Below are 13,709 nucleotides of genomic sequence, written 5' to 3'. Positions count from 1 at the left end.
GACCGCCCCCCACGGAATCCGCGAGGCTGCCCCGATGATGCGCGCCGGTCCCTCACAGGAGGAGATCCGCAAGCACAATCTCGGGACGCTCCTGCGGCACGTCCACCTGGGCGGGCCGACCTCGCGGGCCGAGCTGACCGCGCTGATGGGGCTGAACCGCAGCACCATCATGGCGCTCACGGCGGACCTCACGGCGGCCGGTCTCGTCAGGGAGGAACTGCCCAAGGACACCGGCCGGGCGGGACGGCCGTCGCTGGTCGTCCGCCCGGAGACGGCCCGCGTCTACGTGCTCGCCTTCGAGGTGGGGGTCGACCGGCTGGCCGCCGCGCGCATCGGCCTCGGCGGCGTGATCCTCGACCGCCGCGAGACCGCACGGGCGCGCCAGCCGTTCGACATGGCGCAGGTCGTGGGGACGCTGGCGGGCTTCGCCCGGCAGATGCGGCGCAAGACGCGTGAGGACACGATCTGCGTCGGCGCGGCCGCGGCGGTCTCCGGCGTGGTCCGGGCCTCCGACGGCGTGGTCAGGATCGGGCCCAACATCGGCGCGTTCGAGGTGCCGCTGGGGGAGGAGCTGACCAGGCGGCTCGCGCTCGGGCTGCCGGTGGCGGTGGGCAACGAGGCCAACCTCGGCGCGCTCGCCGAGCACACCCGCGGGATCGGCGCGGGCTGCCGCGACCTGATCTACCTGCACGCCGACGTGGGGATCGGCGGCGGGATCATCGTGAACGGCCAGCTCCTCGGGGGGTACGGCGGGTACGGCGGCGAGGTGGGCCACATGGTGGTCAACCCGGACGGCCGCCCCTGCGCCTGCGGCTCGCGCGGCTGCCTGGAGGCCGAGGTGGGGGAGCCCGCCCTCATGCAGCACGCCGGCCGGTACGGCGAGATCATCGGGCGGGACGCGGTCCGCGCCGTCGTCGACGCCGCCGACCGCGGCGACGTGATGGCCCAGGAGGCCCTCGCCCGCGTGGGGAACTGGCTCGGGCTCGGCGTGGCCAGCCTGGTGAACATCTTCAATCCCGAGATGGTCGTCTTCGGCGGCATCCTGCGGGAGATCTACCTGGGCTCGGCCGCCCAGGTGCGCAGCCGGATCGCGACCGGCACCCTGCGCGCGACGCGGGAGCAGGTGCGGCTGCGCACCTCGGCCCTGGGCGACGACGCGACCCTGATGGGGGCCGCCGAGCTGGCCTTCGCCCAGGTGCTCGCCGACCCCCTCGAAGCGCTGTCCCGGGTCGCTCCCTAGGCCGTCTTCGCCGCGGGGGCGGAGAAGGTGTTGCACACCTTCGGGCCGTTGCCGTACCAGCCGCGCTTGAGCCAGTAGCGGATGCTGGCCGCCTTGCCGTGCCACTTGTCGCCGATGATCCACTTGAGCTGGTCGTCCCAGTCGACCTGGTCACGGCCGAGCGAGCGCCAGACGCTGCCGATGAAGGCGCCGGAGAAGCACTCGGCCTGCAGCTCGATGCGGCGGTTGAGGTCGCCGATGCGCTTCTTGCTCAGCCTGGGGTACTGCCGGGCGAACTCGAGCAGGATGCCGGCGCGGTCCTGCGCGTAGTGGCCGTACTCGTGGGCGATGACCGTGAAGAGGCTGAACTCGTTGGGGTCGGACAGCTGTCCCTTGGACAGCAGGATCCACATCGTGCCGTTCCTGGGGCAGTACAGGCCCGCCGCGTAGCCGGCCGGGTACTTGCCGCAGCCCGTCGCCACGCTCTTGGTGATGTAACGCACCTTGGGCGGGGAGAACTTCAGCCCGGCCTGCCGGAACTCCTCGGTCCAGGTCCGGTTGAGGCAGTCGAGCAGGTTGTCCAGGTAGACCCGGTAGGTGTCGATGTCGCCGGGCCTGCGGCTCAGCTCGGTGCACTCGAAGAACTCGAACTCGCCGGTGGTGTAGAGCGGGTTCCTCGTCAGCGCCCCGGGCCCCGTGGGCATGGGCCGCGCCGAGGACGTGGTCGGCGCCGCCGTCGCGCCGGACGCCCCCGCGGTGCCGGTGAGGGACAGGACTCCGGCCACCGCCGTGGCCGCGACGGCCGCCGGGCGGAGGCTTATGCGAATCATGAGTGGGCATCCCAAGCGGACAGAGAGAGTCAGGAATGTGGCGAGGAGCCCGAAGGCGCAGTAATACGGACTTTCCCCACGTGGATCATGAGGGTAGGGCAGGAGGCGGCAACGGGTAAAGCGGAATCGATGTCGTCACGGGAAAGGTCTTGTGGAGGTTCGGTGCCACCCCTGATACCTCCAGGCCTGCCTGGAACTAGACTCGATCCGTTCGATGGCGAGCGGAAGGATGCGCGGTGGGGATTCTGGAGACGATCAAGGACCCGCTCGACGTGAAGCGCCTTGAGGCGGGGGAGTTGCCCGCGCTGGCGGCGGAGATCCGCGATCTGCTGGTTTCCTCCGTCGCGAAGACCGGCGGCCACCTCGGGCCCAACCTGGGCGTCGTCGAGCTGAGCATCGCCCTCCACAGGGTCTTCGACTCGCCGCGCGACCCGATCCTGTTCGACACCGGCCACCAGGCGTACGTGCACAAGATGCTGACCGGGCGGGCCGGGCAGTTCGGCACGCTGCGCCAGGAGGGCGGCCTGTCGGGATATCCCAGCCAGGCCGAGTCCGAGCACGACGTGATCGAGAACTCCCACGCCTCCACCGCCCTGTCGTACGCCGACGGGCTGGCCAAGGCGATCACGCTGCGCGGGGAGACCGGCCGCACGGTGGTGGCCGTGATCGGCGACGGCGCGCTGACCGGCGGCATGGCCTGGGAGGCGCTGAACAACATCGCCGGGCGCAAGGACCTGCCGCTGATCATCGTGGTCAACGACAACGGCCGCTCCTACTCGCCGACGATCGGCGGTCTGGCCTCCCACCTGTCGTCCCTGCGGATGACCCAGGGCTACGAGCACGTGCTCGAACTGGTGAAGAACAACCTCGCCAGGGTTCCGGTGGTCGGCGCGCCGCTCTACGACACGTTGCACGGCATCAAGAAGGGCCTGAAGGACATCGTGACCCCCCAGGTCATGTTCGAGGACCTCGGGCTGAAGTACGTCGGCCCGATCGACGGGCACGACGAGGGGGCCGTGGAGGCCGCCCTGCGCCGCGCCCGGGGCTTCCGCGGGCCCGTCATCGTCCACGTGCTGACCCGCAAGGGCAACGGCTACACCCACGCGGAGAACCACGACGAGGACTGCTTCCACGGCCCCGGCCCGTTCGACCCGCTGACGGGTGAGGAGCGGCCCAAGCCGCACAGCTGGACCAACGTGTTCAGCGAGGAGATCGTGAAGATCGGGGGCGAGCGGGACGACGTCGTCGCGATCACGGCGGCGATGCTCCACCCGGTCGGCCTGGCCGCGTTCGCCGAGGCCTACCCGGACCGCATCTACGACGTGGGCATCGCCGAGCAGCACGCCCTGACCAGCGCCGCGGGGCTCGCCCTCGGCGGCGTCCACCCGGTCGTGGCCCTCTACGCGACGTTCCTCAACCGGGCCTTCGACCAGCTCCTGATGGACGTGGCGCTGCACCGCCTGCCGGTCACCGTCGTGCTCGACCGCTCGGGCGTGACGGGAGACGACGGCCCCAGCCACAACGGCATGTGGGACCTGTCGATCCTGCAGGTGATCCCCGGGCTGTCGATCGCCGTCCCGCGCGACGGCGCGCGGCTGCGCGAGCTGCTGGCCGAGGCGGTCCGCATCGACGACGGCCCGTCGGTGGTCCGCTACCCCAAGGGCGCCCTGCCGCAGGACGTGGAGGCCGTCGGCAAGCTCGGCGAGATGGACGTCCTGCGGGCCGGCGACGCCGACGTGCTGCTGGTCGCGGTCGGCCCGATGGCCGAGATCTGCCTGGAGGCCGCGGGCCTCCTCGACGCGCAGGGCATCTCGGCCACCGTGGTGGACCCCCGCTGGGTGAAGCCGCTGGACCGGGCCCTGGTGCTGGCCGCCGCGGCGCACAAGCTGGTCGTCGTGGTGGAGGACAACGGCCGGGTCGGCGGCGTGGGCGACGCCGTCGCGCGCCTGCTGCGCGACGCCGACGTGGACGTGCCGATGCGCACCTACGGCATCCCGCAGCGTTTCCTCGACCACGCCAAGCGGGCCAAGATCCTCTCCGAGATCGGGTTGACCGGGCAGGACCTCGCCCGTCAGATCACCGAGGCCGTGGCACGCCGGTCGCCGGTGATGGAGAGCCATCCGGCGCGGCTGGTGCAGCCCACCGATTGACAACCAGGAGTAATACCGGTGTGACCGGGAAGCTTGCAGGTCATCGACATGACGAGGAGCCTGCGGATGAGCGTGTTCCGGACGAAGCCGGTAGAACAGTCGATTGAGGATGCCGAAGGCGGCGAGCATCGGCTCAGGCGCAGTCTGAGCGCTCTCGACCTGACCGTCTTCGGCGTCGGCGTCATCGTGGGCACCGGGATCTTCGTGCTGACCGGCGTGGCGGCGCGCAACACGGCCGGACCGGCCGTCGCGATCTCCTTCGTGGTCGCCGGGGTCGTGTGTGCGCTCGCGGCCCTGTGTTACGCCGAGTTCGCCGCCACGGTGCCGGTCGCCGGCTCGGCCTACACCTACGCGTACGCCACGATCGGCGAGTTTCCCGCCTGGATCATCGGCTGGGACCTGATGCTGGAGCTCGCCCTGGGCGCGGCGGTGGTCGCCTCGGGCTGGTCGGGCTACTTCGCGTCGCTGCTGAAGAACTTCGGCGTCTACCTGCCGCCGTCCATCGCCGGCGACGAGGCCGTCTTCAACATCCCGGCGGCGCTGATCGTGATCCTGCTGACCGGGGTGCTGGTGGCCGGGATCAAGATGTCGGCCCGGTTCAACGGCGCCATGGTGGCGGTCAAGATGGCCGTGGTGCTGCTCGTGATCGTCGCCGGGCTGTTCTTCGTCAAGGGAGCCAACTACCGGCCGTTCATCCCGCCGGCCCAGGCGATGCCCGCGACCGAGGGCATGAAGGCGCCGCTCATCCAGGTGCTGTTCGGTGTGCAGCCGGTCGCGTACGGCGTCTTCGGCGTCTTCACGGCCGCCGCCCTGGTGTTCTTCGCCTACATCGGGTTCGACGTCGTGGCGACCGCGGCCGAGGAGACCCGCCGCCCCCAGCGCGACCTGCCGATCGGGATCATCGCCTCGCTCGTCGTGTGCACGATCCTCTACGTGGCGGTCTCGCTCGTGGTCGTCGGCATGCAGCACTACTCCGAGCTCAGCGCGTCGGCCCCGCTCGCCGACGCGTTCCGGGCGGTGGGCCAGCCCTGGATGGCGACGCTGATCAGCATCGGCGCCATCGCCGGGCTCACCACGGTCGTGATGATCCTCATGCTCGGCCAGAGCCGCGTGCTGTTCGCGATGTGCCGCGACAACCTGATGCCCCGCTCCCTCGCCCAGGTCCACCCCGTGTTCCGCACGCCGTACCGGATCACGATCGTCATCGGCGCGGTCACCGCGCTGCTCGCGGCGCTGATCCCGCTGAGCGCCATCGCGGAGCTGGTGAACATCGGCACGCTGTTCGCGTTCGTGATCGTCGCGGTGGCGGTGGTGATCCTGCGCAGGACCCGCCCCGACCTGCCCCGCTCCTTCCGTACGCCGCTGGTGCCGCTGGTGCCGATCCTGTCGGTGCTGGCATCCGCCTACCTGATGCTCAACCTGCCCGTGGAGACCTGGATCCGGTTCCTCGTCTGGATGGCCGTCGGCGCGGTCGTCTACTTCCTGTACGGCCACCGTCGCAGCAGGGTGGCGACTACAACGCCCGGGGAAGCAGTCCTCGGACGGTGAGCACGACGCCGACGGCGGCCAGCAGCACGCCGCTCGCGCCCAGCAGCAGGCGGTAGCCGCGGGCGGTCAGCCGGTGCCGGCCGGCCCCCACGGCCCCCGCGAGCACCACCTTGGACCCCACCAGGACCAGGTAGAAGCCACCCACGAAGGCCAGCGCGTACGCCGGGGCGTGGTCCCACGCGGAGACGAAGATCGGGGAGCCCACGGCGATCCAGAACAGCCAGGGGTGCGGGTTGAGCAGGTTCACCACGACGCCGCGCAGGACCTCCCCGGCCGAGGAGGGCGCCGCATCGCCCGGCCGGGGCAGCAGGGCCGTACGGGCCTCGCGCAGCGTCTCCACGCCGAGGTACACGACGTAGAGCCCACCCCCGACCGCCAGGACGCGCAGGAGCACCTGCGGCAGCGCCCCGACGGCCGTCACGGCGAGCAGCACCACGGGAAGATCGGACAGCAGCGGCACGCAGGCCAGGCGCACCCCCGCGCGGAACCCGCCGCGCAGGCTGGCCGTGATGACGAGGGTCAGCAGCGCCCCGGGTGTGACACCCGCCCCCAGGCCGAGGCTGAGCCCCATCAGTAGTTCCGTCACGCCCGTAACCTCCCGTTTCGTCCGCACGAGAGGGTATCGCCGGTCGGACAGCGGGGGGACGCGGCCGGCGCCCTGAGGGAGCCGCGACGTATGCCGAGGTGCTGCCGGGCGTGGACCTGAAGGTCACCGTGTCGGTGCTCGGCTTCTCCGAGGTACTCGTGGTCAAGTCCGGGCAGGCCGCCGCCAGCCCCGCGCTGAACCGGCTCGCCTTCGGCCTGCGCGCGGACTACGACGCCGCCTGCGCGTCGTCGAGGCGGCACCTGGACGAGGTCGGCGCGCACTACGGTCCGGAACAGGCGCCGGTGCTCGTGTGGGCCTCAATGCGGGGTCTGCTGGTGGAAGGCGAGCTTCCAGCCGTCCTGCCTGCGCACGTAAAGGCTGCTCATCAGCGCCGAGTACGCGGAATCGCCGTCCCGTTCGGCGACGACGCCGTACGTGACCAGCCCGGTGTCGTCGGTGAGGTGCACCACTCGCGCGTCCTGGAGTTCGTGGGAGGACCATGGCTGCCCCGCCATCGACTTCACGATCGCCGCTCGGTCGTCGAGCACCATGCCGCCGGGCAGGAGCATGACGACGGTACGGTCGAGGACCTGCTCGTAGAACTCGGTGGCGGCCTCGGGGGTGGAGGAAAGCGCTGCCCAGCCCGCTGTTTCCAGGGCGATCAGCTCGTCTTGTGTCCTTTCCATGTCCGGCCTCTTCTCGTCGTCGCGAACTTTGACACGAAGGGCCGCTTACCCGATCGCGGAAGAGTATGCGACTTGCGCGCTATTGGGGGATGGTTAACCCGGCGGTGCGAACAGCGCGAGCCGCCGCGAAGAGAACGAATTCGCGTTCAGGTGACCGCACGCTGCCGGGGTGGAGGCCGTGCGACGAGGGGCGACCGGATCGCCGTCTCCGGGAAACGGCGTCTTCTGAATGAGCTGCCGTTCCGGCGGTGTCAGAGACGCCGGTCAAGCAGCGGCAACCGTTCGCCGCGGTCGGCACCGGTCGCGTCTCCGGCGGGGACAGCGCTCCGCTGCCGTCCGTTTCACTTCCCGTGCAGCGGCCGCCCGGCGCCGTCCGCTGCCCGGGCGGCGGACATGTGGGAGGTCACCCCTGCGTCCAATCGGTGCCGTGTCCGCCGGGCTCCCGTGGATGCGGCATGCTCCGAGGCGGTGCCGGCGCAACGGCCGTGTCCTGGCCGGTCGGGGCGAAGCAGGCTTGTGTATCGGGACCTTATCAATTAACTTGACTCGTTGGAATCGCGACCGATATTGCTCGCGACTAATAGAGAGCGAATGCGCCTGTGCCGACGGATGGACGGTCACAGAATCGGTTGCGCATTCTACCGACGAGTAAGGTCGGTGGGTCAGACCGACCGCTGCGGCCATCATGGGAGTTTCGGTATGACGTTATTCCAGCACGGCGGCCTGCGCCGCAAGGGCGTGCGCCGGCTCTCGGCGGTGATCACCGCCGGAGTCATGGCGGTCGCGGCGATTCTGGTCGCGCCGCGACCAGCGGTGGCGGACACACCGTGGCTGAGTGTTTCGGACGACGGCTACGTGGCGATCAGCATCCCGGCGGCCTACATCGAGGCCAACGCGGGCCCGGTGTCGCAGCTGGCGGTCGAGGGGAACTTCGGCCCCTCCTCCGCCTGGGCGGAGTACGGCCTGACCCGCCGGGGCGACGTCTGGTGGGGGGCCCTCGGCCCGCTCAAGCCGGGGCTGTACTCCTACCAGGTCACGGGCGACGACACCAAGAGCCTCAAGGATCCGACGAACGCCACCAGTGTGGCGTCCAAGCCCCTGTGGAGCACCTTCCTCGTTCCGGGTGACTCGGCGCGCCTGCTGGCGGACGCGCCGCAGGGACAGGGCGGCAAGGTCGAGACCCTGACCTACCAGGTCAAGAAGAAGGAGCGCTCGGCGCTGGTGTGGACGCCGCCCGGCTACCAGGCCAAGGGGCCGAAGGGTTACCCGGTGCTGTTCCTGCAGGCGGGCGACGGGCAGAGCGCCACCGACTGGCTCGACCTCGGTCGTGCCAGGCAGATCCTCGACAACCTGTCGGCCCAGGGCTCCATGGAGCCGATGGTGGTCGTAATCGGCGACGGGGCGGCCGGCGACAAGGATCTGAAGGACCTCCGCAAGGCGGTCGGGGACGCCTACCGCGTCCTCCGCGACCCGGCGCACCAGGCGATCGCCGGTGTGTCCGAGGGCGGGACGCAGGCGCTGCGTGCCGCGCTGACCAAGCCGAACGACTTCGCCTACGCCGGCTCGTTCTCGGGTCTGCTGACGGACGGCGCCGACCGGCCGGACGCCAAGGCGATCAACCGCGACCTCAAGCTGCTGCGCCTGTACACCGGGAACGTGACCGATCCCGCGTACAACGCCACCGTCCACCTCACGAGGGCGTTGAGCCGCGCGGGCATCAGGTACGAGTTCGACGGGGTCAACCCCGACGCCGGGGCGAACTGGAAGGCCTGGCAGGAGAATCTGATCGACTTCGTGCCCCGGCTGTTCCGCACGGTGCGGGATCACGGTCCGAGCGCCGGTCACGGGCCGCTGAAGGGCGAGTTCACCCCGCCGGCGCCCGGCACCACCCCGACGCCGTTCGTGCAGGACGGCTTCGTCACCTTCGAGACCTCGACGGACTTCAAGGACGCCAAGCACGTCACGGTGTGGGCGAACGACGCTCCCGGCGGGAGCTGGCTGCGCGTTCCGATGTCCCGCGACGGCGACCGGTGGCGGGTGACCATCGGTCCGCTGGATCCGTGGTTCTACTACTACCAGTGGATCGTGGACCGGGTCGCGGTCAAGGACGCGTCGAACCCGACGAAGGTGACCTCCGAGCCGAACTGGAGCTCCTTCTTCATCCCGGGCGAGAGGTCACGCCTGCTCTCGGATGTTCCGGCCGGCCGGGGCGGGAAGGTCGAGAGCCTGACGTACGCGAGCACGGTGGCGAACCAGGACCGGACCGCGCTGGTGTGGACCCCGCCCGGCTACGACGCCAGGCGCGCGGAGCCGTATCCCGTCCTCTACCTGCAGCACGGCAGCGGTCAGAGCTACACGGACTGGGTCGAGATGGGCCGTGCCAAGCAGATCCTCGACCACCAGTTCCTCGACGGGAAGCTGGTGCCGATGGTGGTCGTGATGGGCAACGGCAACGTGCCCGACTTCAACAAGGAGCTGCTGGAGAACATCGTCCCGGCGGCCCGCGCCCGCTACAACATCTCCGGCGACCCGTCGCGCCAGGCCCTGGCCGGTCTCTCGATGGGCGGGGTGCAGACGCTCGGGGTGCTCAAGGCGTACCCGGGCCGGTTCGCCTACGTCGCGGCGTTCTCGGCCTGGTTCGGCGACGGCGCCGGCGTGGACGTGGCGGCGATCAACAACGGGACGAAGATGCTGCGCCTGTACGTCGGCGACCAGACCGACTTCGTGCAGCCGTTCTTCATGGGGTCCCTGACCACGCTCAACGATCTCGGCATCCGCTACGAGTTCGACGGGGTCACCCCGGGGCCGCACGGCTGGGACGTGTGGCAGAAGAACCTCATCGACCTGGCACCGCGCCTGTTCAAGCGCTGACCCCGTCCTCGCGGCGACCCTCCCGTACGTGCACGGGAGGGTCGTGGCGGTCTGTCGCGGAGGTCACGATCGGCGGCGCGCCGCCGTCGTCATGTCCGTGGTCAGCGAGGCATCAGGTGCGCGCGGTGCGCGCGGTTGGCGTCGATGAGCAGGTCGAGGGCGTCGCGGGCCTGGGCGAGCTCGTCGATGTGCCGGCTCATCCGGTCGCGCTCCTGGACCAGCCGCTCGAACGCCTCGTCGGAGTTCCGCTCGCTCGGCGAGTCGACACACGGCAGCACCTCGGCGATCGTCCGGCTCGACAGCCCCGCGCCGTACAGGCGCTGGATGAACCGCACCCGCTCGACCTCGTCCTCGGTGTAGTGGCGCTGGCCGCTGGGGCTGCGCGTGCTGGTGAGCAGGCCTTGCTCCTCGTAGTAGCGCAGGGAACGGACGCTCACTCCCGCCTGCGACGCCAACTCGCCGATCCGCATCGCGCCTCCTGTCGGAAAACCTCGGCTCGAACGCTTGCATCTGACGTCAATGTCAGGTCTTAGCGTAGTCGTGTGTCCAGCCAGCGGACACGACCATCCGCAGGTTTCCGAAAGGCGTTCAGGAATGACGACCCTCTTCGACCGCTACCGGCTCGGCGCGCTGACCCTGCCCAACCGTGTGGTGATGGCCCCGATGACCCGCGTCCGCGCCGCCGCGGGCGGCCTGGCCACACCGTCGATGGCGGCCTACTACGCCCAGCGCGCCACCGCCGGGCTCATCGTGACGGAAGGAGTGCAGCCGAGCCTCGTGGGGCAGTCCAACCCGGGCACTCCGGGGCTGTACACCGACGAGCAGGTCGCGTCGTGGCGGCCGGTCACCGACGCGGTCCACACCAACGGTGGCCGCGTCTTCGCCCAGATCATGCACGGGGGCCGCGTCTCCCACCCCGACACCACGGGGATGCGGCCAGTGGGCCCTTCTGCCGTCCCCGCTCCCGGCGAGGTGTTCACCCCGTCAGGACCCAAGCCGGCGCCCGTGCCGAGGGCGCTGGAGACCGCCGAGGTGCCCGAGCAGGCCCTGTCCTACGCGCAGGCCGCGCTCAGGGCCGTCGACGCCGGCTTCGACGGCGTGGAACTGCACGGCGCGAACGGGTATCTCATCGCCCAGTTCCTGTCGGGCACCGCCAACCTGCGCACCGACGCGTACGGCGGGCCGATCGCCAACCGGATTCGTTTCGCCGTGGAAGCGGTGTCGGCTACCGCCGAGGCGGTGGGCGGCGACCGGACGGGCATCCGGCTCTCCCCCGGCGCGGGCTTCTGGGGCGCGGAGGACAGCGACGTCCCCGAGCTGTACGGTGCGCTGCTCGCCGAACTGGCACCCCTGGACCTGGCGTACGTCCACATCGAGGCCACCACCGACGAGGACGTGCTCGTCGAGCTGCGCAAGGCCTGGCCCGGCACGCTCGTCGTCAACCCGGTCTTCCCGATGGGCCCCCGGCGGGCGGACAAGGCCGCGGCCGATCACTGGCTGGGGCTCGGCGCCGACCTGATCAGCTTCGGCCGCGCCTTCATCGCCAACCCCGACCTCGTGGAGCGGCTGCGCCAGGGACTCCCCATCGCGCCGGACGACGAGTCCACCTGGTACCAGGGCGGCGACGTGGGCTACCTCACCTACCCCGCCTACCGGCACGCGGCCTGAACCCCCCGCAGCGTGCAGGACCGACTCCATCGTCGGCGTCCTGCTCGACCGAGCGAAATCCCGTGAACTCTCCCGCACCATCCGTGCGCTCCCTGGTGTGGACGGTGTCTTTCCCCAGGGCGACGGATTCTGGTACGGCGAGGCCCATGTGACGTTGCGCCTGTGCCTGCCCAAGCCTGGCGAGGGAACCGGGTGCCCTGCGGCCCTTACTACCGCGCAGCAGGACGCGAACGTCGAGGCCATCCGCGGCACGTCGGAGGTCGAGACGTTCTACTTCGAGGACCCGAAACACGCCATCAAGGACCTGCGGTGCCGCACCGACAGCGATTTCACGGCAGAGGTGTCCTACTACCACCTGAAGCTCAAGGACCCCGACGATGTCGCCACCGTGATCGACCGCTTCCGCGGGATGAAAGGCCTCTGGCAGGCCCGGCCGGTCGAGCGTTGTCTGCTGGCCGAATGCTGACCGCGCCGGGGCGCCTTCAGCACGGCGTCGAACGCCTCGCGGTCCTGCAGGATGACCAACGCGGCGCGTATGGCCGCCAGATTCTTCTCCGGCAACGGCGTGTTGCCCGGTACGAGATTTCGTGCGGACCCTGCTTCCCTTCCTGTCTGGATGACGCTTGTGCGGTCCCGGTACGGCGTCGTGCGGCCGTTGTGGGACGGCCGCACGAGAGATAATCAGCCATGGCCTAAGCCTGGAAAGTGGCATCCCCTAATAGGGGCCTGATGCGGCTGTGACGAAGAGACTAGTCAACTCCCGATTCAAACTAGCCGCTTAGGATCATTTGCTCGCGGCTGAGTCAACGAAATGCGCGGTATGGGCGTCAAGTGCGGCTCTTGTCGCTTAACTTCTTGAGTACGCCGGATCGAGGGCATCGACCCGGCGTACTCCTGCCGAAGGGCGATTCCCTCAGCCGTAAACTGGGCGTTTACGCTGACCACTTTACCCGCTTGCAGCCGGGTGGGCCGGGTTTTGGGGTGATCCCTTCGGCCGTTTCCGACCGAAAGGGTGTGCTCCATGAAGCTGGGCAAGACTGTGCTCCTGCCGATCGCCGCACCGATCACGGCTGTGATGGCCTGGCCCGATCACCCCTGGGTGAGCATCGGCATAGCCGTGGCGTGTGCCGTATCTCTGGCCGTCCTGCTCGTCGTCTTCGCCTACCGGGGTGGAACCGTCACCCTCAGTGCGGGCAGAGGCGATGGCCGGAAGGCCGCGAGCGTTCGTGTACCCGGACGGCGCAGGACGCGCGGTCGCTGATCCAGGCAACAATCGGGTGCAGGGCATCGGCGCCCTGCACCCGGTCACTTTTGCTGCCCGCTGGAACCGTGATGTCATCGCGGTGGCGATTGCGTCATTTCCATTACGCCGATGGAACCGGGACGGTCGTGGCTGCGAGGGAAGGTATTATCGGCCGTTTTGATTCAGGGCGTCAGCGATGATGGGCGCTGTTGCGGGCCCAACGAGATATCCCGCCTCGTGCAAGGTCACGAGGGGAAGGTCTCGGCGTGTGAGTTGATGCGGGTTACCGCTTCGGCCACCTGCTCCGGGGTCGCGTTCACGCTCCTGCCGGAGTTCGTGGATTGTTCGGCGCGACGTGGAGTCAACCTTCTTGATTAGCATGGCCGCCAGTGTTTGCGCGTCAGCATGCTGAGCCCATCTCCTGGTCGGATTGGCGGCGCTCCGCTGGTTTGCGCATCACCGATAACCCCTGATGCCATGGATAGGAGCCAATCCGATCGGTTCCGGCACCAGGTGGGTGGGCTTCGAGTTGGCCGGGACCAATTACGTGAACGCCTTCGGCGCGTAGCGCCTCCAGGCTATGGCGGATTGGTAATACGCGAGGCAAGGGCGTTGTTCACGAAGGTAGGACAACGACGGGGATGCCGAGGCCGGAGGCTTCGGCGAGGAGACCGAGTGGGTAGGTGTCGGCTATGCCTTGGGCGAACTTGTTGATGGTGTTGTAGGTCGCGGGGCGACGATGATGGCGTCGGCCTCGGGGGCTTGGGATCGTCTGGCTTGCGGTACCGGCTGCGGACGGGGGCGGCCGGTCTGCTTCTCCAGTATGGGGACGTCGATGAAGTCGAGCGCGTTCGGGGTAGCGACGATTTGGACGGTCCATCCGTCGTCTTGAGCCATGGTGACGAACT

Annotated in this window: 12 protein-coding genes; 8 read left to right on the top strand and 4 right to left on the bottom strand. The window is 69.5% G+C overall.

The genetic code is table 11. The features are described 5' to 3' along the window. The first annotated feature begins 37 nt into the window (after positions 1-37). Positions 38-1,240: an ROK family transcriptional regulator gene (locus HHX41_RS16515; protein WP_169980740.1), complete on the top strand. Its 1,203-nt coding sequence runs from the start codon at positions 38-40 to the stop codon at positions 1,238-1,240. Here the strand turns inward: HHX41_RS16515 and HHX41_RS16510 are convergent. Next, complete coding sequence (locus HHX41_RS16510) at positions 1,237-2,049, bottom strand: neutral zinc metallopeptidase (protein ID WP_182906655.1); 813 nt, start codon at positions 2,047-2,049, stop codon at positions 1,237-1,239. The two genes, HHX41_RS16515 and HHX41_RS16510, sit on opposite strands and share 4 nt — an antisense overlap. A 125-nt stretch (positions 2,050-2,174) precedes the next feature. On the opposite strand from HHX41_RS16510, the gene HHX41_RS42320 reads away from it, so the two are divergent. The 3 genes from HHX41_RS42320 (at position 2,175) to HHX41_RS16500 (ending at position 5,747) form a co-directional block, all read left to right on the top strand. Then, positions 2,175-2,249 (top strand): hypothetical protein, encoded by a 75-nt coding sequence (locus tag HHX41_RS42320; protein WP_396703460.1) that lies wholly within the window; start codon positions 2,175-2,177, stop codon positions 2,247-2,249. A gap of 36 nt (positions 2,250-2,285) precedes the next feature. Further along, positions 2,286-4,199: a 1-deoxy-D-xylulose-5-phosphate synthase gene (gene dxs / locus HHX41_RS16505; protein WP_182906654.1), complete on the top strand. Its 1,914-nt coding sequence runs from the start codon at positions 2,286-2,288 to the stop codon at positions 4,197-4,199. Between the two features lie 66 nt (positions 4,200-4,265). Then, positions 4,266-5,747, top strand: a complete 1,482-nt coding sequence (locus HHX41_RS16500) for an amino acid permease (RefSeq protein ID WP_310742017.1) — start codon at positions 4,266-4,268, stop codon at positions 5,745-5,747. Here the strand turns inward: HHX41_RS16500 and HHX41_RS16495 are convergent. Further along, a complete protein-coding gene (locus tag HHX41_RS16495; protein WP_182906653.1) occupies positions 5,713-6,333 on the bottom strand; it encodes a LysE family translocator in 621 nt (206 codons plus the stop codon). The genes HHX41_RS16500 and HHX41_RS16495 overlap by 35 nt on opposite strands. Before the next feature lie 317 nt (positions 6,334-6,650). After that, positions 6,651-7,019, bottom strand: a complete 369-nt coding sequence (locus HHX41_RS16490) for a nuclear transport factor 2 family protein (RefSeq protein ID WP_182906652.1) — start codon at positions 7,017-7,019, stop codon at positions 6,651-6,653. A gap of 699 nt (positions 7,020-7,718) precedes the next feature. Here HHX41_RS16490 and HHX41_RS16485 point away from each other — a divergent pair. Then, the gene (locus tag HHX41_RS16485) at positions 7,719-9,890 is read left to right on the top strand and encodes an esterase family protein (protein WP_182906651.1); all 2,172 of its coding nucleotides are present in this window, start codon (positions 7,719-7,721) and stop codon (positions 9,888-9,890) included. Between the two features lie 101 nt (positions 9,891-9,991). Here HHX41_RS16485 and HHX41_RS16480 read toward each other — a convergent pair whose 3' ends face one another. Beyond that, positions 9,992-10,360 carry a MerR family transcriptional regulator gene (locus HHX41_RS16480; protein WP_182906650.1) on the bottom strand — a complete coding sequence of 123 codons (369 nt, stop codon included), beginning with the start codon at positions 10,358-10,360 and terminating at the stop codon, positions 9,992-9,994. 124 nt (positions 10,361-10,484) lie between these two features. On the opposite strand from HHX41_RS16480, the gene HHX41_RS16475 reads away from it, so the two are divergent. From HHX41_RS16475 to HHX41_RS16465, 3 genes are all read left to right on the top strand, one after another. Continuing rightward, complete coding sequence (locus tag HHX41_RS16475; protein WP_182906649.1) at positions 10,485-11,558, top strand: alkene reductase; 1,074 nt, start codon at positions 10,485-10,487, stop codon at positions 11,556-11,558. A 97-nt stretch (positions 11,559-11,655) separates the two neighbouring features. Continuing rightward, positions 11,656-12,024: a permease-like cell division protein FtsX gene (locus HHX41_RS16470; RefSeq protein WP_182906648.1), complete on the top strand. Its 369-nt coding sequence runs from the start codon at positions 11,656-11,658 to the stop codon at positions 12,022-12,024. Positions 12,025-12,579: 555 nt separating this feature from the next. Continuing rightward, a complete protein-coding gene (locus HHX41_RS16465) occupies positions 12,580-12,819 on the top strand; it encodes a hypothetical protein (protein WP_182906647.1) in 240 nt (79 codons plus the stop codon). The last annotated feature ends 890 nt before the right edge of the window (positions 12,820-13,709 follow it).

The sequence above is a fragment of the Microbispora sp. H13382 genome (genome assembly GCF_014161445.1).
Classification (GTDB): domain Bacteria; phylum Actinomycetota; class Actinomycetes; order Streptosporangiales; family Streptosporangiaceae; genus Microbispora.
Note: the sequence above shows the minus strand (reverse complement) of the source record. Positions and strands in the feature narration are given on the sequence as shown.

Bases quoted from the DNA above. Each gene is read 5' to 3' on its own strand.
- HHX41_RS16510 (WP_182906655.1), bottom strand. From the start codon at position 2,049: ATGATTCGCATAAGCCTCCGCCCGGCGGCCGTCGCGGCCACGGCGGTG.
- HHX41_RS16475 (WP_182906649.1), top strand. From the start codon at position 10,485: ATGACGACCCTCTTCGACCGCTACCGGCTCGGCGCGCTGACCCTGCCC.
- HHX41_RS16480 (WP_182906650.1), bottom strand. From the start codon at position 10,360: ATGCGGATCGGCGAGTTGGCGTCGCAGGCGGGAGTGAGCGTCCGTTCC.
- HHX41_RS16515 (WP_169980740.1), top strand. From the start codon at position 38: ATGCGCGCCGGTCCCTCACAGGAGGAGATCCGCAAGCACAATCTCGGG.
- HHX41_RS16490 (WP_182906652.1), bottom strand. From the start codon at position 7,019: ATGGAAAGGACACAAGACGAGCTGATCGCCCTGGAAACAGCGGGCTGG.
- HHX41_RS16465 (WP_182906647.1), top strand. From the start codon at position 12,580: ATGAAGCTGGGCAAGACTGTGCTCCTGCCGATCGCCGCACCGATCACG.
- HHX41_RS16485 (WP_182906651.1), top strand. From the start codon at position 7,719: ATGACGTTATTCCAGCACGGCGGCCTGCGCCGCAAGGGCGTGCGCCGG.
- HHX41_RS16500 (WP_310742017.1), top strand. From the start codon at position 4,266: ATGAGCGTGTTCCGGACGAAGCCGGTAGAACAGTCGATTGAGGATGCC.